Here is a 22,526-nt window from a genome sequence, read left to right on the forward strand (position 1 = left end):
CATCGGCCGTAACCCAGCGGAAACGAGGGATCATGCCGCAGAACATCAGCCAACGCATCGCCGAGGAGCTCGGCGTCCGGGAATCACAGATAACGGCCGCCGTCCGCCTCCTGGACGAGGGCGCCACGGTTCCCTTCATCGCCCGCTATCGCAAGGAGGCCACCGAGGGCCTCGACGACAGCCAGCTTCGCACCCTCGAGGAGCGGCTCGGCTACCTGCGGGAGCTGGAGGATCGCCGCCAGACGGTGATCGACACCATCCGCGAGCAGGGCAAGCTCACCGACGAGCTGGCCGCACAGATCGCGGCCGCCGACACCAAGACCCGCCTCGAGGACCTCTACGCCCCGTACAAGCCCAAACGCCGCACCAAGGGGCAGAAGGCCATCGAGGCCGGCCTGGAGCCACTGGCCCGGACCCTGTACGAGGATCCCACCCAGGACCCCGAGACCCTGGCGGCGGAATACCTCAATCCCGAGCACGAGGTAAGCGACGTCAAGGCGGCCCTGGAGGGCGCCCGCGCCATCCTCATGGAGGAATGGGCCGAGGACCCCGAGCTGGTGGGCGAGCTGCGCGAGTACGCCTGGGAGCACGGCGTGCTGCGCTCGGCGGTGGTGGAGGAGCAGCGCCAGGCGGGAGCCAAGTTCTCCGACTACTTCGACTACCGCGAGCCCATCAAGGACATCCCCTCCCATCGCGCCCTGGCCCTGTTCCGCGGCCGCAAGGAGGGCGTGCTCAAGCTCGACCTGATCGTCGGCGAGGAGGAGCCGGAGAACCCCCGCGCCTACGGCCCCGGCGAGAGCCACATCGCCGCCCGCTTCGGCATCCGGGATTCGGGGCGGGCCGCGGATGCCTGGCTGGCCGAGGTGGTGCGCTACACCTGGCGGGTGAAGGTGCTCACCAAGCTGGAGACCGAGCTCACCACCCGCCTGCGGGAGCGCGCCGAGGAGGAGGCCATCCGGGTATTCGGCGGCAACCTTCACGACCTGCTGCTGGCCGCGCCCGCCGGCACCCGCCCGGTGATCGGCATCGACCCGGGCCTGCGCACCGGCTGCAAGGTGGCCGTGGTGGACGCCACCGGCAAGGTGGTGGACACCGCCACCATCTACCCGCACGAGCCCAAGAAGCAGTGGGACCAGTCCATCGCGGCGCTCGCCGATCTGGCGAAGAAGCACGACGCCGCCCTGGTGGCCATCGGCAACGGCACCGCCAGCCGCGAGACCGACCGCCTGGCCGTGGACCTGCTCAAGGCGCATCCCGAGCTGGGCCTGCAGAAGGTGGTGGTCTCCGAGGCGGGCGCCTCGGTCTACTCCGCCTCCGAGCAGGCCTCCAAGGAGCTTCCGGAGCTGGACGTCTCCCTGCGCGGCGCCGTGTCCATCGCCCGCCGCCTGCAGGACCCGCTGGCGGAGCTGGTGAAGATCGATCCCGGCTCCATCGGCGTGGGCCAGTACCAGCACGACGTTTCCCAGAGCCGCTTGGCGCGCACCCTGGACGCCGTGGTGGAAGACTGCGTGAACGCCGTGGGCGTGGACGCCAACACCGCCTCCGCGCCCTTGCTAACCCGGGTCTCCGGGCTGAACGCCAACCTCGCCCAGCGCCTGGTTGAGTATCGCAACGAGCACGGCGCCTTCCGCTCCCGCGAGGACCTGAAGGCGGTGCCGCGCCTCGGCGACAAGACCTTCGAGCAGGCAGCCGGCTTCCTGCGCATCCAGGACGGCGACAACCCGCTGGACGCCTCGGCGGTCCATCCCGAGGCCTACCCGGTGGTGCAGCGCATCCTGGAGGACGCCGGCCGCCGCATCGATCAGGTGCTGGGTGATTCCAGGCTGCTCAAATCCCTGCGGCCCGAGGCCTACACCGACGACCGCTTCGGCGTGCCCACGGTGACCGACATCCTCGCCGAGCTGGACAAGCCCGGCCGCGATCCCCGTCCCGAATTCGAGACCGCCAGCTTCCGCGAGGGCGTGGAGAAGCTGGAGGACCTGGAGCCGGACATGATCCTGGAGGGCGTGGTCACCAACGTCACCAACTTCGGCGCCTTCGTGGACGTGGGCGTCCACCAGGACGGCCTGGTCCACATCTCGCAGATGGCCGACCGCTACGTTTCCGATCCCCGCGAGGTAGCCAAGCCCGGGGCCGTGGTCAAGGTCCGGGTCCTGGAAGTGGATACGGAGCGCCGCCGCATCGGCCTGTCCATGAAGATGCAGACCGAGGCCGGCGAGGGGCAGCCAACCGGGAAGAAGGGCAAACAGGGTCCCGGACAGGACCAGGGAAAGTCCAAGGGCGGCGGCAAGAACCCGAAGGGCAAGGCCGGCAAGGAGAAGCCGCAATCCGAGCCCCAGGGTGCTCTGGCCGAAGCCTTTCGGAGGGCCCGCGAGGACAAGGACTAGGCGCCCCTCTGGGGGCGCATGTTCACCACGCTTAGCAGACTGTTTGCATGAGCAATTCCGGGGGAGCGCCCGTGTCCTACAACACCAGCACCTTTCAGGCGGGAGAGACGGTTTTCCGCGAAGGGGACCGGGGCCGCCGCGCCTTTCTGGTAAAGAGCGGCTGCATCGTGCTCTCCAGGGAGATGGAGGGCACGGAGGTGGTGCTGGACAGCCTCGGCCCCGGGGCAGTGTTCGGCGAGATCGCCGTCATCGCCGAGGCGCCGCGTACCGCCACCGCCGTGGCCGATGCCGACAGCGAGCTGGTGGAAATCGACCGCAAGTGGCTGAAGGCCGCCATGGAGGAGGCCCATCCACTGCTGAAGCGGCTCCTGGAGCACTTCCTGGAGCGTCTCCAGACCACCACTGAGCGCATCGAGGCCCGCTCCCGGGCGGAGGACGTTCGCCGCGCCGCCCATGTCCTGGACCTGATGCGGCACGCCCGGGCCGTGGAGGAGAAATCGGACACCCCGGAAGAGATTCCGGGCGTCAACATGAAGGCCTTCCTGGAACGGGCCAAGGCGGCCACGGGGCTGTCGGCGGCGGAGCTGCGGCAGGCCCTGGACCACCTCCAGGAGGAAGGGCTCATCGAGATCGCCCCCGAGCGCACCGGGCGCCACCGCTGGGAACGGCTGATCCGTTTCCCCGCCCACGGACACTTCCTGGAACAAGCCGAGAAGCTGGTGGCCGACTGGCCCAACGGGCCGGTGGAGCCCCCGCTCCACCGGGACTCCCGGGACGTCTACGAGTTCGCCGAGCGGATGGGCAGCGAGCCCCGGGAGATCTTCCGGCTGCTTTATGAAGGGCAGCTCCAGCCCGAGCTGGTGCGCTTCTTCGATGACCAGCTCGACCCCAAAGCCACCGGACCCGATTGAGACCCCACGACGCCGGCCGGGAGGCCCCGGTCGGGCTGCTGCTCCTCGCTCAGTCACAGACCCGGCACCGGAACGGGCCGCAGCCGGTCCCACCGGGAGCCGCCCGAGCTCGCTGTCCTCGGGGCGGCCTCAGCCGGCTCCCAGATGGCTCTCCATGGCGCGCACCAGCGGCTTCATGAAGTAGCTCTCCTCGGGGAGGATGTCCACCCGGACTCCGCGCTCCTCGAGCTCCCGGGAGACGATGGGCCCCACCGCGGCCACCGACATGCCGCGCAGGGCCCGCTGCAGCTCCTCCTCCGCCTCCATGCGGTGCGCGATGTCGAACAGCCGCCGCACCTGCGAGCGGCTGGTGAAGGCGATGGCGTCCAGCTCGCCGCCGCCCAGCCGGCGCACCAGGTCCTCCACTTCCCGGGTCTCGCTGTCGGAAGCGTACACGTAGGGAGCCACGGGGTCGGCGACCGCTCCAACCTCTTCCAGGAAGTCCATGAGGGGCTTATTGGGCTCCGTGCCGTAGAGCTGCACACCCACCTGGCAGCCGTAGAGGTCCATCTGCTCCAGGGTGGCGATGACCCCGCTGGTGGTGGGCTGCTCCGCGGAATGGGCGGGCGTGATGCCCAGCTCCCGGAGGCCCCGGGCGGGCTTGGGTCCCCGGGTCAGGGTGGGGGTCCGTCCCAGCTGCGTGACGAAGTCGTCGTGCAGGCCGTGGCGCTCCGCCGCCGCCAACAGTCGGTATACGCCCTCCCCCGTGAAGAGGATCACCAGATCCATCTCCGCGCCGATGAAGCGTCGGATCCAGGCTTCCACGGCGGCCTGGTCCGGATGATCGTGAATGCTGATCAGCGGGCAGCGGTGGGTGCGCGCCCCCCGCTCCTCCACCATGCGCGCCATCAGGTCCAGCTCCCGGCTCTCGGGCAGCACGATGACGCGCCCCGCCAGCTTGGCTTCCATAACCCCTTCCCTAACCGGTAATGGCGACCGCCTTGCGCGGCGGGCCGGCGGCGGAACCGGTTCCAGCCTCCGCGGCGAAGCCCGGTCGCGTATCGAACCAGGCGAGGCGCTTCCGGAGCGCCGCCACCTCTCCCACGATAATCAGGGCCGGGGAGGCGCTCCGCAACCCTTCGGACAGTTCCGGGAGATCCCCGAGGGTCCCCACGCGAACGGTCTGACCGGGGGTGGTGCCCGCGACGATCACCGCGGCGGGCGTTCCCGGGGCGCGCCCGTGCGCCAGCAGCCGCTCGCGGATGTTCTCCAGCCGGCGGAGCCCCATGTAGAAGACCGCCGTGCGGCCGTCGCCGGCCAGGGCGGACCAGTCCGGCTCGGCATCCTCGCGGCAGGAGTAGCCGGTGGCCAGCAGGCAGGTATCGGCGTGAGCGCGATGGGTCAGCGGGATTCCGGCGTAGGCCGCGCAGCCGGTGGCGGCGGTTACGCCGGGCACCACCTGATAGGCGACGCCGGCGTCCGCCAGGGCCTCCAGCTCCTCGCCGCCGCGGCCGAAGACGAAGGGGTCGCCCCCCTTCAGGCGCAGGACCCGCCTGCCCCGTCGCGCCTCCACCACCAGGCGCTCGCTGATCTCCGCCTGCGACATGGTATGGCAGCCCGGCGCCTTGCCCACGGGAATCCGCTCGGCGTCGCGCCGGACCCGCTCCAGCACCGCCTCGGGGACCAGCCGGTCGTGCAGGACCACGTCGCATTCCTGCATCAGCCGCGCCGCCTTCAGGGTCAGCAGATCCGGATCGCCCGGTCCCGCGCCCACGAGGTAGACCTCCCCAGGCTCGTCGCCCTCCGACCCGCCCTCCGAGAGGTCGGCCTCCAAGGCGGCGCGGGCGGCGGACTCGCGGCCCGCCAGCACCGCGCGCCCGATGGGTCCGTCCAGGACGCGCTCCCAGAACCGGCGCCGCTGGTCCAGGTCCGGCAGGACCGCCTTGACCCGGTCCCGATAGCCGGCCGCCAGGGCGGCCAGCCGCCCGAGGGTATCCGGGAGCCAAGCTTCCAGGCGCGCCCGGATCTGGCGCGCCAGCACCGGGGCGGCGCCCCCGGAGGAGATGGCCACCACAAGGGGCGAGCGATCCACCAGCGCGGGCATGATGGCAGTGCCCGCCTCCGGATCGTCCACGGCGTTCACGGGGATGCCCAGGGTGCGCCCGGTGGCGCCAACGGTCCGGTTTACCGCCGGATCGCCGGTGGCCGCCACCACCAGCACCTTGCCGCACGCATCGGTCTCCCGGAAAGGCCGGGCCCGATGGGCGATGGTCCCGTCCGCCGCCAATTCGGCCAGCTCGGCGTCGATCTCCGGAGCCACCACCGTGATCCGGGCGCCCGCCCGCCGCAGCAGGGCCACCTTGCGGGCCGCCACGGTCCCGCCGCCCACCACCAGGCAGGGGCGCCGGTGCAGGTCGTGGAACAGGGGCAGATAGGCCAGACCGCCGGTTTCGGAAGGATTGTCACCGCTCATGCCGTCTCCTCCGCCAGACTCGTTCGAACCAGCTCCCGCACCTCGGCGAGGCAGGAGCCGCAATTGGTGCCGGCGCCGAGCCGCTCGCCCACGGCTTCCGCGTCCACCGCGCCGGAGCACACCGCCTCCCGGATCTGCGCGGCGTCCACCCCGAAGCAGGCGCAGACCGCCGGCCCCGTGCCGGCACCCTCCTCCAGGCGCCCGGCCAGGAGGGCATTGCGCTGGCCGGGATCCAGCCATGCCTGCTCGAACAGGCCGCTCAGCCAGGCACGGTCGGCAGCCTGGGCGCCGGGACCCGCGAACAGGACCGCCTCCAGCCGGCCGTCCACCAAGCAGGCGGCGCGATAGCGGCCCGCGCCGGGATCCCGCAGCTCCAGCCAGTCACCCTGCGCGCCCAGCCGCTCCCGCCGCCAGGCGGCCCAGTCCGCCGGGGCCTCGCCGCCGGCCAGCCGGTAGTCCCAGCAGGCGATCCGCCGCGCGGCGGCCCAGTAGGGAACGCCGTCGAGCTCCACGGGGCGCCGCGACAGCAGGAGCCCTTCCCAGGCCGCGGCAAAGGGCTCCGGAAGCACAGTTGCGTGCTTGGAGGCGGGCTGTCCGGATACTGCGTCGAGGCGGGGCGCCACGAGGGCGTCCACGCGTCCCCGGGCGGCGAACGGCCCGCTCCAGTGGAAGGGCACGAACACCGAGCCCGGCCGTTGGCCGACGTCCACCCGGACCCGCGCCAGCACCTCGCCCCGGTCGTTGGCGAGCCGCGCCAGGGCACCATCGGCGAGCCCCAGCGCCGCCGCGTCTTCCGGGTGGAGCGCAGCGTAGGGCTCGGGACTGTGCTCGGAAAGCCGCGCCACATCCCCCGTCCGGGTCATGGTGTGCCACTGGTCGCGGACGCGGCCGGTGTTGAGCACCAGCGAGCCGTCCGATCCGGCGCCCGCCGGGCGCTCCGCCTCCACGGGGACGAGCCGTGCCCGGCCGTCGGCCGTGGCGAACACGCCGTCGCTGAACAGCCGGGCGGTGCCGCGCGGATTGGCGGCGTTAACCGGCCACTGCACGGGCTCCAGGGCGTCGTACTCGGCGTCGGAAAGCCCCGCCAGGGCGCTGATGTCGAAGGGCCGCGCGCCGTGGTTCTCGAAGCCCGAGAGGGCCGCGTGCTCGCGGAAGACGGCGGCGGGGGACTCGTAGGGGAAGCCCCGGCCGAACCCCAGACGACGCGCAACCCGGGACATGATCCACCAGTCCGGCCGCGCCTCGCCGGGCGGCGCCCGGAAGGGCCGCTGCCGCGAGATGCAGCGCTCCGAATTGGTCACCGTGCCGTCCTTCTCCCCCCAGGCGGCCGCGGGCAGCAGGATGTCCGCCGTTGCGGTGGTGTCGGTGCGCGCCACGCAATCGGAGACCACCACCAGCTCGCAATCGCCCAGCGCCGCCCGCACCCGGTCGGCGTCCGGCAGGCTCACGGCGGGATTGGTGGCCATGATCCAGACCGCCTTGATACGGCCCTCCGCGATTCGGTCGAACAGCTCCACCGCCTTGGGGCCCGGCTCATCCGCCACCGCCTCGGTTTCCCAGAAGCGGGCCAGACGGTCCACGGCATCCGGCGTGAGCTCCATGTGGGCGGCGAGCTGATTGGCGAGGCCGCCCACCTCGCGCCCGCCCATGGCGTTGGGCTGCCCGGTGAGCGAGAAGGGTCCCGCCCCGGGCCGGCCGATGCGTCCGGTGGCCAGATGCACGTTAAGGATGGCGCTCACCTGGTCGGTGCCCCGCTCGGACTGGTTGACCCCCTGGGAGAAGGCCGTGACCGTCCGCTCGTTGGCGGCGAAGGCGGCGTAGAAGGCGGCCACCTCCGCGGCGCTCAGCCCGCAGGCCTCGGCCACGGCGCTGATGGAAGGAGCGGAGGCGCGGGCGGCCCGCAGGGCTTCCTCCACGCCTCCGGTGTGCCCGCGCAGGAAATCCGCTTCGAAAGCGTCGCTCTCGGCCGGATGGACGAGCAGGCCGTTCCAGAGCACCGCGTCGGTGCCGGGTGCAAGGGCCAGGTGGCGGTCGGCCAGCTCGCAGGTAGCCGTCCGGCGGGGGTCGATGACCACCACCTGCATGGCGGGATTCGCCTTCCTGGCGGCCTGCAGGCGCTGGAACCAGACAGGATGGGTCCAGGCGGCGTTGGAGCCCGCCAGCACCACCAGATCGGCCTCCTCCGCGTCGGCGTAGGCGCCCGGCACCGCGTCCGCCCCGAAGGCCCGCTTGTGCCCGGCTACCGCGGAGGCCATGCACAGGCGGCTGTTGGTGTCGATGTTGGCGGTGCCCAGGTAGCCCTTCACCAGCTTGTTGGCCACGTAGTAGTCCTCGGTGAGGAGCTGGCCGGAGCAGTAGAGGGCCACCGCTTCGGGCCCGTGCCGGTCGATCACCGTGCGCAGTCCGTCGGCGACCGCATCCAGGGCCGTATCCCAGTCCGTCTCCTGGCCGGCCACCACCGGCCGCAGCAGGCGGCCGCGGTCATCCAGGGTGTCGGCCAGGGCCGCGCCCTTGGAGCACAGGCGGCCCGCATTGGCGGGATGCCGCCGGTCGCCCTGCACCGCCGCGCCCTCGGGCCCGCCGGCGGCGCGCACGCCGCAGCCCACCCCGCAGTAGGGGCAGGTGGTGCGCACCGGGCCCGCCTCCCTCTGTTCGCTCACGACTCCGTCTCCACCGAGCGCGCGGCCTCGGCGGCACCGCCCGTATCGGGCGCCAGGTAAACCCGGCCGTCCTCGACGCGCACCGGGTGCCTGCGCGTGCAGCCCTCGTCCGGGGCCACCGCCTCGCCGCTGCCCAGCTCGATTTGCCAGTTGTGCAGCGGACAGGCAACGCGATGGCCGAGGACCATGCCCTGGGAGAGCGGGCCGCCCTGGTGGGGGCAGCGGTCGTCCAGGGCGAACACGGCGTCGTCGGCGGCGCGGAAGACGGCGATGTCCCCCAGCTCGGTGCGGACCACCCGGGCGCCCCGGGGCGGAATATCCGCCAGGGCCCCGATCTCCATCCATTGACTCTCGCTCATGGTCGGCTCCTCGGGGACGGCCTCAGGCCGTCACTTCCTTGATGGGGATGTACGAACGCTGGTCGCCGCTCTCGGCGTGCGCCCGCCAGGGATCGTTCTGGGCGTAGCCCTGGGAATGGGCGAACCGGTCGGCGAGCGCCCGGCGCGTCTCCGCGTCGTCCACCACCCGCTCGCGGACGGCGGCCAGGCCCACCCGCTCCACCCAGTGGGCGGTACGCTCCAGGTAGTGCGCTTGCTCGCGGTAGAGCTGCAGGAAGGCGGCGGTGTACTCCTTCACCTCCTCCGCCGTGTCCACGCGGGTCAGGAAGTCCGCGGCGCGCACCTTGGTGCCGCCGTTGCCGGCCACGTGCAGCTCCCAGCCGGACTCCACCGCCACCACGCCCAGGTCCTTGATGGTGGATTCGGCGCAGTTGCGCGGGCAGCCGGAGACCGCCAGCTTCACCTTGTGCGGGGTCCAGGCGCCCCAGGCCATGTGCTCCAGCTCTATTCCCAGGTTGGTGGAGTCCTGCACGCCGAAGCGGCACCACTCCTGTCCCACGCAGGTCTTCACCGTACGCACCGCCTTGCCGTAGGCGTGGCCGGAGACGAAGCCGGCGGCGTTGAGGTCCGCCCAGACGTGCGGCAGGTCCTCCTTGGTGACGCCGAGCAGGTCGATGCGCTGTCCGCCGGTGAACTTCACCGTGGGCACCTCGTATTTCTCCGCCACCTCGGCGATGGCGCGCAGCTCGGCGGGGCTCGTCACGCCGCCCCAGATGCGGGGAACCACCGAGTAGGTGCCGTCCTTCTGGATGTTGGCGTGGGCCCGCTCGTTGATGAAGCGCGAGGCGGGGTCGTCGGCGTACTCCCCGGGCCATTCGCAAAGCAGGTAGTAGTTGAGCGCCGGCCGGCATTTGGTGCATCCGTCCTCGTTTTTCCATTCGAGGAAATGCATGACCTCGGGAATGGACTTGAGGGCGTGGTCGCGGATGGCCGCCCGTACCTCGTCGTGGCTGTAATCCGTGCATCCGCAAACGGCCTTCTTGCGCGGTGTCTCGTCGTAGCCCTCGCCCACCGTGAAGGCCAGCAGCGACTCCACCAGCCCGGTGCAGGAGCCGCAGGAGGCGGACGCCTTGGTGTGGGCGCGCACCTCGTCGAGGGTGAACAGGCCCTTCTCGGTGATGGCCTTGGTGATGTCGCCCTTGCAGACGCCGTTGCAGCCGCAGATCTCGGTCTCGTCCGCCATGACCGCCACCCGGCCGCCCTCGCCGTGGCCGGCGTCGCCCACGTGCGCCTGGCCGAACAGCAGCTGGTCGCGCATGTCGCTGATGTCGGTGCCGTCGCGCAGGAGCTCGAAGTACCAGGAGCCGTCGATGGTGTCGCCGAACAGCACGGCGCCCTCGATGCGGTTGTCCCGGACCACCAGCTTCTTGTAGATGCCGCTCGCCGCGTCGTGCAGCACCATGGACTCGGTGTCCTCGTCCCCCTCGAAGTCACCGGCGGAGAACAGGTCGATGCCGGAAACCTTGAGCTTGGTGGAGGTGACGGAGCCCTCGTAGCGACCACTGCCGAGCTCCGCCAGGTGATTGGCCGCCACCTTGGCCTGCTCGAACAGCGGTGCCACCAGTCCGTAGGTGGCGCCGCGGTGCTGGACGCACTCCCCCACGGCGTAGACCCGCGGGTCGAAGGTCTGCATGGTATCGCCCACCACCACGCCGCGCTCGCAGTGCAGGCCGGAGGCCTCGGCCAGGGACTTCTCGGGCTGGATGCCGGCGGCCATCACCACCAGGTCCGCTTCCAGCGTCCGGCCGTCGGCGAGCCGGATCCCGCTTACCGCCTCCTCGCCGAGTACGGCCTCGGTCTTGGCGGAGAGCTCGAAGGCGATGCCGCGCTCTGCCATGGACTGCTGGAGCATGCCCCCCGCCTCGGCGTCGAGCTGGCGCTCCATGAGGTGGTCGGCGAGGTGGACCACGGTCACCTCCATGCCCCGCTCGCGCAGCCCGTGGGCCGCCTCCAGGCCGAGCAGGCCGCCGCCGATGACCGCCGCCCGGCGTCCCTTGGCGCTGGCCGCCACCATGGACTCCACGTCGGCGATGTCGCGGAAGGTCACCACCCCGTCCAGGTCCGAGCCCGGGATGGGGAGCCGCACCGGTCGTGAGCCGGTGGCCAGCAGCAGCCGGTCGTAGCCCGCCTCGGTGCCGTCGGCGGCCACCACCCGGCGCCGGGCCCGGTCCAGGGTGGTCACCGGAGCACCGGTGTGCAGGGTGATGCCGTGGCTCTCGTACCAGTCCCGCCCATTGAGGACGATCTCCTCCGGGGTCTTCTCTCCGGAGAGCACCGGCGACAGCAGGATGCGGTTGTAGTTGGGATGGGGCTCGGCCCCGAACACGGTTATGTCGTAACGGTCGGGGGCGAGCTTGAGCAGCTCCTCCAGGGTCCGCACCCCGGCCATGCCGTTGCCCACCAGGACCAGTCGTTCACGCATGATTTCTTCCTCTGGGTTTCCTCAGGGGGGCCGGGGCGCTGGCGCCCCGGCCGGACCGATTGCCTAATGCTTGCCGGGGAAGCCCCCGATGCCGCTGAAGGCCATGAACAGGGAGTAGGCGCTCACCGCGATGGCCACCGCCATCTCCAGGTAGAGGAACGCCACGCCGTATTTGAACCAGGGGTTTTCACTCATTTCCTTCTGCGCAGTCATGGTCACCCTTCCTTGGCGGTTGCGGGCTTGCGCGGGATCAGCCGGCTGTCGAACAGGCCGTGCTCCTCGGGGTGGCGCTCATAGCGGGCGGCCCAGAAGTAGAAGGCGAGGAAGGGCACGAACATCCAGAGCGCCACCAGCAGGTATCCCATGTGGATGTTGCCGCTAGAGCCGAACACCAGCGGGTAGACGATGCCGCCCGCGGTGGAGACGCCGCCGATGAAGCCGGCCGCCACGCCGGGACGCTCCGGGAACAGCAGCGGGACCAGGGCGAAGGTGCCGCCGGTGCCGAAGCTCACGAAGATGCCGAAGGCCACCAGCGCCACCACCGACCCCACCAGGGAGCCGGAGAGTCCCGCCGCGGTGAGCAGCGCCATGGAAAGGGTGATCAGGATCAGGGCCAGCGCCAGCCAGTGGATGCGCGGGCTGTAGGGCAGGCCCTTGGCGAGCACCGGGAAGGGCGTCCAGCCCTTGCGCTGCCAAAGGTCGGACATGTAGCCCGAGAAGGGCCGGAACAGGCTGGCGTTGAAGGACTGCACCGCCGCGAAGGTCCCGGCGGCGATCTGCACCTGCGCCGCGCCCTCGAAGCCCAGGCCCGCGATGGCCTCCTTGAAGCCCTCGGCGTAATAGCCCGGCAGCCAGGCGTTCATGGCGATCTCCAGGCCGAAGGACATGGCGTAGGCGAGCATCAGCGCGATGGCGAGGTAGCGGGTCCAGACATACACCGTGTCGCGCATGCCGCTGGAGGCGCGCGCCTCGGCGGCCCGCTCCGTGCTGCGGGCGGCGCGGCCGCGCCACAGGTACCAGACCCCCATGAGCAGGGCGATCACCCCCAGATGCAGGAAGGCGTCCCCGTACTCGGTGCCGTACAGACGCGGCAGCAGCAGCGCCCCCATGCCGGCGCCCACGTTCCCGGTTCCGGCATAGAGCCCCTCGGCGGTACCGATCTCGTGCTCGTCGAACCACTGGGCCACGTGCTGGATGCCCACCACGAAGGACACCCCGGCGACGGCCACGATCAGCCGCTCGATGAACAGCAGGGTGTAGTCGGTGACGAAGGCGGAATGGATGCTCACCAGCCCCGCTCCGATAAGAATGACCGCGAACACCCGCGGCGCCCCGTAACGGTCCGAGGCCCAGCCGGCGATGATGCGCCCCACCGGGGCCAGCCAGATGGCGGAGCTGGCCAGCAGGCCGAGCTGGGCCAAGGTCAGATCGAACTCCTCGGCGATGCTCGGACTGAACGCCGCGGTGGAGAACCACATCAAGAAGCACCAGAAGAAGCCGACAGTGGCGATCACCAGCTGCTCGACCTTGTGGGTCCTGCCCATTTGGCTTTCCTCCTCAAAGGCGGCCCGGAATGGCCGCACTAGCGAATGCCCATAAAAAACGCCCGCCCGCATGCCCAAGCTCGGGAATGCGAACGGGCGCCGTTGCCCGGGTACGGGCCGTCACTGGCCCGTCGCTGTAATGCGGATCCCGGTCCGCCTTTGGACCGGCCATCCCACCGCGGAGCCGGGTCCGCGGCTGGAACCGACACCGTTGCCGGCTCCAAAGGGATTCCTCAGTAAATTAGCAACCGGCATGCCAAACCCATTCTCCCGGAAGCCGGGGCTTCCGACGGGATCGAGCGCCGCGCCTGCACCAACGCCGGGCCCCGATCGGCGCGCTTGCCCCGGGCTGGTGCACCCGTGGCTCAGCCCCGCCCGAGCTCCTGGACCCGGTACTGGCCGAGCGCCCCCTGCAGCCCCTGCGCCAGCTCCTCCAGCTGCTGTGCCGCACTTTCGATCTGGGTCACGCTCTCCGCCACGTGGTCCACATTGCCGGCGATGTCGTCCATGTTGCCGGTGTTCTCGGCCATGGTAGCCGCCAGCTCCTCGGTGGCCGCGGCGATCTGGCCGGCGGTACGATCCGTCTCCTCGATCCGCTCCAGGACCTCGCCCATCTTGTCGCGCACATCGGTCATGGCGGTTACCGAGGCCTCCGAGTGCTCGCGCAGCTCGCCCACGATCCCGTTCACCTGCCCGGTGGCATGGGCGGTCTGCTCCGCCAGCTGGCGCACCTCGTCCGCCACCACCGCGAAGCCCTTGCCCTGCTCGCCGGCGTTGGCCGCCTCGATGGCGGCGTTCAGCGCCAACAGGTCGGTCTTCTTGGCGATGGCCTGGATAGCCTCGATGATCTCGTCCACCCGCCGGGAGGAATCCTTGAGAGCGGTGATGCGCTCGGCGGCGTTGCTCACCGCTTCCATGCCCTCCTGGGTGCGCTCCGTGGAGCGCGAGGTGGCGTCGGATACCGCACCGATATTGCCGGCCACGTCCTGGACAACCTGGTTGAGCTCGCGGGTGGAGCCCTGGAGATAATCCACCTGGGAGCGCGCGTCGTGCGCGTTGTCCCGGATGCCCCCGGCGGTGGATACCAGCTCCTCGCTGGCGGCGGCCAGCCTGCCGGACTGATCCTGAATGCCCAGCACCGTATGGCTCTGGTTCTCCAGCAGGCTGTTGTAGGCAGAGTACAGCTGACCCATTTCGTCATCGGCCCACTGAATCGCCAGTGGCCGGGTGAAATCGCCCCGGCGCACCGACTCCATGCGGTCCCGAAGCTGGTTGAGCTGGGCCATGAGCGGGGTCAGCCCGAAGGAGCGGACCACCTCCACCACCACCAGGATGGCCACCGTCAGGCCCAGCGCTAGATACTGCTGGCGCCGCTTGGAGGCGGCGGCCGAGGCCTCCAGCATGTCCACTGCCCGGTCCTGGTTGCGGAGAACCCGGGGCGACAGCTCCCGCACCCGCTCCAGACTGGAATCGGCGGGCGCCGCCAGGAAGGCAGTCAGGGCCTGCCGATAGTCGCTCCAGAGGGTTCCCACCTTGCGCATCTGCGCCCGGGTGGCCGGGTCCTCGATGGGCGCGAGGCCGATCTCCTCGTCGCCCTCCAATAGGTCGTGATGCGCCTCCTCGAAGGCCTGCATGGTCTTGCGGGCCACCGCGGGCGCCAGCAGTCCCTGGTTCGCCAGCAGCACTTCCTTGGCCATGCGCTGCGAGAGCATGCGCTGCTTACCGGCCATGTTGATGGCCTTGGCGCTGGCCCCCATGGACAGATAGAGGTTGATGGTGATCATTCCGGCCAGCAGGAAGATCAGCCCGAAGGCGAACAGGTACTGGTGCTCCACTTTCTTGACGCCGAGGAGCCGGAGAGAGCGCTGAAAGAAAACGGATAGCCGGAAACGCACTGTACTTCCCTTGCTTGTTCGAAACGGTTGGGGGGACGGGGGCGGACAAAAAAACGCCCGTCCCCACGCCCGACAGGGACGTGGGGACGGGCGCCGTTGCCCGTGTGCGGACCCACCCTGGTCCGCGCTTCTCGTTCGTGCCGGCCCGCCATTGGACCGCCGGGGAGTCCGGAGCCCCCCGCTTTCCCATTCAAGACCCGTGCCGGAGGCGGGGCCTCTACGAATCAGCGCCCGGGCGCTTCAAGGCGCCCGTTCCCGGGACCGTATCGTATGGTCACGGTGCGCGCCGCGGCTCGCTCAGCCGGGTATCGGCTCCGGCCGCCTCCTCCCTGCTATCCGACTGGCAGGTGCCGGAGCGGGCGAGGACCGGATAGAAGCGGGCGCCGTCCAGGAAGCAGTCCGGGCCCATGGGGATGGGCTGGGAGGCCGCCCGCAGGGTCCAGGGCGCGCAGTGGAAGCCCTCTCCCTTGCGGTCCACCGTGGGGTAGGGAACCCCCAGCTCGGCGGCCACGCGCCGGTAAAGCCCGGGCTTGTAGACCGCCGCGGCGGTGGCCGCCACGTCCTGGGCGCGCGGCAGGTCGCCCCACCGGATCATCTGCGCCAGGAACCAGGACGCGTGGCTTCGCCACGGGAAATTGGCTGCGTAGCGGTGAAAGACGAAGAAATCCCGGAGCAGCCGCTCGCCCCCGGCCATCTGCATGCGCCCGGATAGCCCCCGCTCGATGGCCGTGCGTGGGGCACCGACGTAGGCGCCGTCCGACAGGATGCCGGCCGCCTCCCGACGGTGATCGGGGTCGTCCAGCCAGCGCGCCGCCTCCAGCAGGGCCCGCAGCAGCGCCTGGTGGGTGCGCGGATGGCGGCCCGCCCACTCCCGGGTGATGCCCAGCACCTTTTCCGGGCTGTTGTTCCACAGGTCGTAGCTGGTGGCCACCATGCGCCCCAGGCCCGTTTCCGCCGCGCGGGTGTTCCAGGGCTCGCCGACGCAGTAGCCGGCGATGCCGCCGTGCCCCAGGGCGGAGACCATCTGCGGCGGCGGCACCACGGTGAGCCGCACGTCCCGGTCGGGATCGATGCCGCCCGCCGCGAGCCAGTAGCGCAGCTCGTAGTTGTGGGTGGAGGCGGGGAACACGTGGGCGAAGGTCAGGGGCGGATTGCCCTGCCGCCGGTCGGCCTCGATGACCCGCTTGAGCGCCCGGGCGCTGCCGAGCGGCGAGTCGGCCTCCTCCCGCGGCGCCAAGGCGCGCATCCGCTCGTGGAGGGCATTGGACAGGGTGATGCCGTTGCCGCCCAGCCCCATGCCGAAGGCCGTCACCATGGGCCGGTTCACGGCACTCACCCCGGAGGTGGCCGCCAGCGGCATGGTAGCGAGCATGTGCGCACCATCCAGGGCGCCGAGGGCCACCTTGTCGCGGATGTTGGCCCAGGAGGCCTCCCGAACCAGGGTGACGTCCAGGCCGTTCCGGGCGAAGAAGCCCAGCTCCTTGGCCATGACCAGCACGGCGCAGTCGGTGAGCGGGATGAAGCCCAGCCGCAGGGTGGACTTCTCGATGGTGGGGCGGTTCATTGGTCTCTCTCCAGTGCGCGGACGGCGTCCTCAATCGAGCAGATCGGCCATGGCCAGCAGGTCCCGGGCCACCTCCTCCAGGGGACGGCCCCGGTCCATGGCCATTTTCCGCAGGGTCTTGTAGGCCATTTCCTCGCTGAGGGCGCGCTTGTCCATCAGCAGTCCCTTGGCCCGATCCACTTCCTTGCGGCCGGCCAGCTTGTTTCGGGTGGCCTCCAGCTCGGCGCTCAGGGCCTGATGCTCCCGGAAGCGTTCGATGGCCACCTCGATCACGGGCTGAATGCGCTCCGGCCGCAGGCCGTCGACCACGTAGGCACTGACCCCTGCCTGGATGGCCGACCGGATGGTATCCCCGCCGCCTTCCTCGGCGAACATCACCACCGGGCGGGGATGGTCCTCCCGGAGGGCCTGCATGTGCTCCAGGGTGTCCCGGTCCGGGAGCTCCATATCGATGATCACCACGTCCGGGCCCAGCTCCTCCACGCGGGTCCGCAGGTCTGTGCCGCTCGAAAGCCGAGCCAACAGCCGATAGCCGGCGGCGGCCAGCCCCTGCTCCACCTGGGCGGCCCGCTCCGGGTCGTCATCCACCAGCAAGATCCGAAGGCTCATAAAGGTATCTCCCGAGCTCCTTGCCCGCGGTCCGTCCAGACACTTCCCGGACCGGGCCTCCCCCTTCCACCGGCAAGAGGGATGCCAACCGGGAAAGCCGCCGGGAAAGCACCGGCATTCCGGGGCTTTCCGCCAACGGGCGGGGCGACGGGAGAAGCGGCGGGGTGGGGAATGGGGCCAGGGCGGTGCACCGCCCCGGCTCCCGTGCATCGGAATGGTGCGGGCGAGGCGGCGCCTATTTGCTAAGCAGCCGCTTCTCCGCCCATTCGAGCTGCTCGGAGGGGCCCTGGAGCACCAGGGCGTCGCCCTCGCGCAGCTCCAGGTCGGGGGTGGGCTCCTCGCCGCGGATGCCGCCGCGGCGCACGGCAGTCACCAGCACGCCGCGCTCTTCCAGGCCCAGATCCCCCAGATGGCGGCCGACGCTTTCGGCTTCGCCGGGCAAGATCACGGTGTGCAGGCGCTCGCTGGTGGTGGGCGTCTTGTCGCCCTCGCCCAGCTCCACGCCGGTGAACAGGCCGCGCAGCTGGCGGTAGCTGCTGGAGCGGGCGTTCTCCAGCAGGCGCATGACCTCGCCGTGCGGCACGTCCAGGGTCAGCAGCAGGTCCGTGGCCAGCATGAGGCTGGCCTCCAGGCTCTCGGGGAGGACCTCCGTGGCCCCGGCGCTGGAAAGCTCCTCCATGTAGGTATCGTCCCGGGTTCGCACCAGGATCGGCAGGGTGGGATTGTCCTCGCGCACCCGGGCGAGAATCTGGAAGGCGGCGTTCACGTTGTCGAAGGTGATCACCAGGGCCCGCGCCCGGGAAACGCCGGCCGCTTCCAGCAGGTCCCGGTGGGTGGAGTCGCCGTAGAAGACCCGTTCCCCGGCATCCCGGGCGTTCCGGATGCGGGTGGGGTCCAGGTCCAGGGCCACGTATTCCAGGGCCTCGTCGCGGAGGAACTTGGCCAGGTTCTGCCCTACCCGGCCGTAGCCGCACAGGATGATGTGGCCTTCCAGCTCGTGGGTGGCCTCGGCGATCTCCTGCTGGCGCGTGGCCCGCCGCTGCAGGTAGTTGCCCTGCATGAGCTGCTTGGCCACGGCGCCGTTATAGCGAACCAGGAAGGGCGTCAGGGCCATGGAGATCACCACCGCGGTAAGCACCACCTGGCTGGTGGCCGGGCTGAACAGGTCGTGCTGCATGGCCAGGGCCAGCAGGGCGAAGCCGAACTCGCCGCCCTGGGCCAGCACCATGCCGGTGCGCACGGCCACCCCCGCCTCGTTCCCGGCGATCCGGGCCAGAACGGCCACGAGCAGGCCCTTGCCCAGCACCAGGAAGGCCACCAGCCCCAGCACCAGGGGCCAGATATCGGGGAGCTGGAATACGTCCAGGCGCGCGCCGATGGTGATGAAGAACAGGCCGAGCAGCACGTCCCGGAAGGGCCGGATGTCCGCCTCGATCTGATGGCGGTACTCGGTCTCCCCCAGCATCAGCCCGGCCAGGAAGGCCCCCAGGGCCAGGGAGAGGCCGAGCTGGTTGGTGATCCAGGCGGCGGCAAGCGCCACCATGAGCACCGTCAGGGTGAACAGCTCCGCCGACCGGGCCCGCCCCACTTCGTGGAACAGGGGCCGCAGCCCGAAGCGGCCGAGGGCGAACATCACCGCCAGGGCCACGGCCCCCTTCAGGAGGGCCAGCAGTATCGGCCACCACATGGAGCCGCCGCCGTCTCCGGCCAGGATGGGGATCAGCACCAGAAAGGGGACCACCGCCAGGTCCTGGAACAGCAGGATGCCCACCGCCGCCCGCCCGTGCCGGGAATGCAGCTCCAGCTGGTCGGCCAGCTGCTTGATCACGATGGCCGTGGAGGACAGGGCCAGGGCCCCGCCCACCACCACCGCGCCCTCCCAGGAAACGCCGTGCCAGAGGGCGAGACCGGCCCCGGCGGCGGTTCCCAGCGCCACCTGCGCGCCGCCCAGTCCCAGCACGGTGTGGCGCATGGCCAGGAACTGCGGCAGGGAGAACTCCAGGCCGATGGTGAACAGCAGGAACACCACCCCGATCTCCGCCATGAACTCTATGGCGGCGCTGTCCTGGATCCACCCCAGGCCGTGCGGGCCCGCCAGGATGCCGGCCAGCAGGTAGCCGAGCACCGGGGGCAGGTGGGCCCGCCGGAGGAGCGCCACGGCCACCACGGCCAGGGCCAGGAGAACGAGGACGTCTTGCATGGGATGGGCGTGCATGGGGGCATTCACCGTGCGGTCGAAAAACTGTCCGGACAGCCTGGGGACATCGGTCCGGCCCCTAGCTTACATGGCATGGCGCCTTTTGCGGATACCGGGCTTTCATACCGCATGCGGGCCTTTTAGTGTGGAATAAATGCCGGTCCCGCGGGGCCTTCCTGCCACCGTTCAGAGCGAGGCGCTGCCATGCCCGGACCCCAGCCCCTCTCCACGGAATCCCTGTATCAGCGGTGTGACCCCCTGGACCTCTCCTTCGGCACCACCGCGGAGCTGGCGGACCTGGAGCAGATCATCGGCCAGGATCGCGCCCTGGACGCCCTGCATTTCGGCGCCGGGATCCGCAGCGAGGGCTACAATCTGTTCGTGCTCGGCCCCAACGGCATGGGCAAGCACACCGTGGTGCAGCGCTTCCTGAACGAGCGCGCGGCCCAGGAGCCCGTGCCCCCGGACTGGTGCTACGTGCACAACTTCGAGCAGTCCAACCGGCCCCTGCTGCTGCGGCTCACCGCCGGCAAGGGGGTGAAGCTGCGCGACGACCTGGACCAGCTCGTGGACGAGCTCCGCACCGCCATTCCGGCCACCTTCGAGAGCGACGAGCACCAGGGCCGCATCCACGAGATCCAGCAGGAGCTCAACCAGCGCCAGGAGGAGGCCTTCCAGCGGGTCCAGCAGGAGGCGGAGGAGCGCAGCATCACCCTCCTCCAGACCCCTTCGGGATTCACCTTCGCCCCGGTCCGCAAGGGCGAGGTACTGGGACCGGAGGAATTCCAGAAGCTCGACGAGGGGGAGCGCAAGCAGGTGGAGGCCGATATCGCCCACCTTCAGGAGCGCCTGCAGTGGGTGCTGCGTCAGATCCCCAAGTGGCGCAAGGAGAGCCAGGAGAAGGCCCGGGAGGTGAATCGGGAGATGGCGGACTTCGCGGTGGGCCACCTCATCGAGGGCTTCAAGAGCGAGTACGAGGACCACCCGGATGTGCGGGCCCACCTGGACGCCATCAAGCAGGACGTCATCGACCACGTGAACGCCTTCCGCCGCGGCGCCCAGCAGGGCCAGGAGCAGGAGGAGGAGCCGGGTGATTACGAGGGCGTGCTGCGGCGCTACCGGGCCAACGTCCTGGTGGACAACAGCGGCCGCCATGGCGCCCCCGTGTACTACGAGGATCTGCCCACCCACCAGCACCTGGTGGGCCGGGTGGAGCATCGCGCCCAGCAGGGCGCCCTGTTCACCGACTTCCAGCTCATCCGCCAGGGCGCCCTGCACCGCGCCAACGGTGGCTACCTGGTCCTGGACATGCGCAAGCTGCTCATGCAGCCCTTCGCCTGGGAGAGTCTAAAGCGGGCCCTGTATGCCAGCGAGATCCGCATCGAGTCCCTCGAGCAGATCTACAGCTTCATGTCCACGGTCACCCTGGAGCCGGTTGCCGTGCCGCTGAATATCAAGGTGGTGCTGCTCGGCGACCGCTTCCTGTACTACCTGCTGTCCGCCTACGACCCCGATTTCCGCGAGCTCTTCAAGGTGCAGGCGGATTTCGAGGAGGACTTCGGCCGCAACCGCGAGAACAACGACCTCTACGCCCAGCTCATCGCCACCCTGGCCCGGCGCGAGGACCTGCGGGCCCTGGATCGCACCGGTGTCGCCCGGGTCATCGAGCATGGCTCGCGGCTGGTGGAGGACCGTGAACGGCTATCCCTGCACGCGGGGGACCTGGCGGACCTGCTGCGGGAGGCCAACTTCTGGGCGCAAGAGGCCGGCCAGGACTTGATCCGGGCGGAGGACGTGCAGACCGCCATCGACAAGCAGGTCTACCGCTCGGACCGGGTCCGCGAGCGCCTGCAGCGGTCCATCCAGCGCGACGTACTGATGATCGACACGGAGGGGGCCGCCGTGGGCCAGATCAACGGACTCGCGGTCCTCCAGCTCGGCGACTTCAGCTTCGGCCGGCCCAACCGCATCACCGCTACCGCCCGCCTCGGCGACGGACAGGTGGTGGACATCGAGCGCGAGGCGGAGCTGGGCGGCAACCTCCACTCCAAGGGCGTCATGATCCTCTCCAACTTCCTGGCCGCCCGCTATGCGCCGGAGCGCAGCCTGTCGCTGTCCGCCAGCCTCACCTTCGAGCAGTCCTACGGCATGGTGGACGGCGATTCCGCCTCCACCGCGGAGCTCTGCGCCCTGCTTTCGGTCCTGGCGGATATGCCGCTGAAGCAGTCCCTGGCGGTGACCGGCTCCGTGAATCAGCACGGCGAGGTCCAGCCCATCGGCGGCGTCAACGAGAAAGTGGAGGGCTTTTTCGACATCTGCAGCCAGCGCGGCCTCTCGGGCGAGCACGGGGTGGCCGTTCCCCGCGCCAACGTGGACCACCTCATGCTGCGCTCCGACGTCCGGGAGGCCGCGGAGACGGGGCGCTTCGCCATCTATCCCATCGCCACGGTAGACGAGGCCCTGGCCCTGTTCACCGGGCTCGAGGCGGGAGAGCGGGATCCGGAGACCGGACGTTTCCCGGAAGGCACCATCAACCGGCGCGTGGAGGACCGCCTGGAGCGCTATTCGCAGCTCCACCGCCGGGATCAAGTCGAGCGGGAGGATGATCCGCCCGGGGACGGCGGCGACGATGGCTGAGCCTCCCCCGAACGATGCCGGGCCGATCCGACGCATCGTAGTGCTGGTGGATGCCTCCCGGAGCAGTCAGGGGGCCCTGGAAGCGGCGGCGGAGCTCGCCGCCCGCCATGACGCCGAGCTGCTCTCCCTGTTCGTGGAGGAGTCGGACCTGCTGAGGCTGGCCGGCCTGCCCTTCGCCCGCGAGCTGGGCACCACCTCGGGGACCAGCCGACCCCTGAGCCGCGACCAGCTGGAGCGCCGGCTCCGGGGCGAGGCGGCGGAGCTGCGTAGGCGGCTGGCCGGACTCGCCGCCCGGCACGCCATGCGCTGGTCCCTGCAGGTGGCGCGCGGCCGTGCCGACGCGGAGGCCCTGGCCCGCGCGGCACCCGGTGACCTGCTGGTGGTGGGCAAGACCGGCTGGTCGCGCCTGCCCCACCAGCGCCTGGGCTCCACGCCCCAGCGCCTGCTCAGCAAGGCCCAGGTCTCGGTCATGGTCTACGCGCGGCCCGCCCGCACCGCCCGGAGTCCCGTGGTGGCCCTGTTCGACGATCCGGAGAGCGGTCCGCGCACGCTAGGCCTGGCCACCTTTCTCGCCCGCGCCGACTCCGAAGCGCTCACCGTGCTGATCCCCGAGCCCGATGCCGACCGGCTGATCCCCGCGGCTCGGAAATGGCTGAGCGACCATGGTGTGGAGGCTACCCTGAAGCCGCTTCACGGGGCCACTTCCGGGGACCTTGCCGCCACGGCCCTCCACGAGGACCTGCAGGCCCTGGTCGTCCACCGGGACAGTCCGCTGCTGGGCGGCGACGCCCGGCGGCGGCTGCTGGAGTCCCTGGACGCGCCGGTGGTCCTCGTTCCCTAGGGGGCTGTC

15 protein-coding genes are annotated in these 22,526 nt (G+C 70.5%); 4 read left to right on the forward strand and 11 right to left on the reverse strand.

Annotated features, from left to right (window positions below; translation table 11 throughout):
* Nucleotides 1–32: 32 nt before the first annotated feature.
* Nucleotides 33–2,387, forward strand: coding sequence for a Tex family protein (locus ACERLL_RS07530; RefSeq protein ID WP_373655456.1), 2,355 nt, complete (start codon nt 33–35; stop codon nt 2,385–2,387).
* Nucleotides 2,388–2,434: 47 nt separating this feature from the next.
* Nucleotides 2,435–3,298, forward strand: a complete 864-nt coding sequence (locus ACERLL_RS07535) for a Crp/Fnr family transcriptional regulator (RefSeq protein ID WP_373655457.1) — start codon at nt 2,435–2,437, stop codon at nt 3,296–3,298.
* Between the two features lie 129 nt (nt 3,299–3,427).
* On the opposite strand, the gene ACERLL_RS07540 is transcribed toward ACERLL_RS07535, so the two are convergent.
* The 11 genes from ACERLL_RS07540 to ACERLL_RS07590 all read right to left on the reverse strand — a co-directional run bounded on the left by ACERLL_RS07540 (nt 3,428) and on the right by ACERLL_RS07590 (nt 19,057).
* Nucleotides 3,428–4,246 (reverse strand): uroporphyrinogen-III synthase, encoded by an 819-nt coding sequence (locus ACERLL_RS07540; RefSeq protein WP_373655458.1) that lies wholly within the window; start codon nt 4,244–4,246, stop codon nt 3,428–3,430.
* Between the two features lie 10 nt (nt 4,247–4,256).
* Nucleotides 4,257–5,717: a siroheme synthase CysG gene (gene cysG / locus ACERLL_RS07545; RefSeq protein ID WP_373655518.1), complete on the reverse strand. Its 1,461-nt coding sequence runs from the start codon at nt 5,715–5,717 to the stop codon at nt 4,257–4,259.
* Between the two features lie 29 nt (nt 5,718–5,746).
* Nucleotides 5,747–8,410: a nitrate reductase gene (locus ACERLL_RS07550; protein ID WP_373655459.1), complete on the reverse strand. Its 2,664-nt coding sequence runs from the start codon at nt 8,408–8,410 to the stop codon at nt 5,747–5,749.
* Entirely contained in the window at nt 8,407–8,769 is a 363-nt protein-coding gene (gene nirD / locus ACERLL_RS07555) for a nitrite reductase small subunit NirD (RefSeq protein WP_373655460.1), read from the reverse strand. Before nirD ends, ACERLL_RS07550 begins: the two co-directional genes overlap by 4 nt.
* Nucleotides 8,770–8,791: 22 nt before the next feature.
* The gene (nirB, locus tag ACERLL_RS07560) at nt 8,792–11,230 is read right to left on the reverse strand and encodes a nitrite reductase large subunit NirB (RefSeq protein ID WP_373655461.1); all 2,439 of its coding nucleotides are present in this window, start codon (nt 11,228–11,230) and stop codon (nt 8,792–8,794) included.
* Nucleotides 11,231–11,293: 63 nt separating this feature from the next.
* Nucleotides 11,294–11,443, reverse strand: a complete 150-nt coding sequence (locus ACERLL_RS07565; RefSeq protein ID WP_373655462.1) for a hypothetical protein — start codon at nt 11,441–11,443, stop codon at nt 11,294–11,296.
* 2 nt (nt 11,444–11,445) lie between these two features.
* Nucleotides 11,446–12,774, reverse strand: a complete 1,329-nt coding sequence (locus ACERLL_RS07570; protein ID WP_373655463.1) for an MFS transporter — start codon at nt 12,772–12,774, stop codon at nt 11,446–11,448.
* Nucleotides 12,775–13,139: 365 nt separating this feature from the next.
* Entirely contained in the window at nt 13,140–14,669 is a 1,530-nt protein-coding gene (locus tag ACERLL_RS07575; protein WP_373655464.1) for a methyl-accepting chemotaxis protein, read from the reverse strand.
* A gap of 274 nt (nt 14,670–14,943) precedes the next feature.
* Nucleotides 14,944–16,233, reverse strand: a complete 1,290-nt coding sequence (locus ACERLL_RS07580; RefSeq protein ID WP_373655465.1) for a CmpA/NrtA family ABC transporter substrate-binding protein — start codon at nt 16,231–16,233, stop codon at nt 14,944–14,946.
* Between the two features lie 30 nt (nt 16,234–16,263).
* Nucleotides 16,264–16,842: an ANTAR domain-containing response regulator gene (locus tag ACERLL_RS07585; protein ID WP_373655466.1), complete on the reverse strand. Its 579-nt coding sequence runs from the start codon at nt 16,840–16,842 to the stop codon at nt 16,264–16,266.
* 235 nt (nt 16,843–17,077) lie between these two features.
* Nucleotides 17,078–19,057 carry a monovalent cation:proton antiporter family protein gene (locus ACERLL_RS07590; protein WP_373655467.1) on the reverse strand — a complete coding sequence of 660 codons (1,980 nt, stop codon included), beginning with the start codon at nt 19,055–19,057 and terminating at the stop codon, nt 17,078–17,080.
* A gap of 186 nt (nt 19,058–19,243) precedes the next feature.
* On the opposite strand from ACERLL_RS07590, the gene ACERLL_RS07595 reads away from it, so the two are divergent.
* Nucleotides 19,244–21,676 carry a Lon protease family protein gene (locus ACERLL_RS07595; protein ID WP_373655468.1) on the forward strand — a complete coding sequence of 811 codons (2,433 nt, stop codon included), beginning with the start codon at nt 19,244–19,246 and terminating at the stop codon, nt 21,674–21,676.
* Entirely contained in the window at nt 21,669–22,517 is an 849-nt protein-coding gene (locus tag ACERLL_RS07600; RefSeq protein WP_373655469.1) for a universal stress protein, read from the forward strand. The genes ACERLL_RS07595 and ACERLL_RS07600 overlap by 8 nt, the downstream gene beginning before the upstream one ends.
* Nucleotides 22,518–22,526 lie beyond the last annotated feature (9 nt).

Source organism: Thiohalorhabdus sp. Cl-TMA (assembly GCF_041821045.1).
GTDB lineage: Bacteria > Pseudomonadota > Gammaproteobacteria > Thiohalorhabdales > Thiohalorhabdaceae > Thiohalorhabdus > Thiohalorhabdus methylotropha.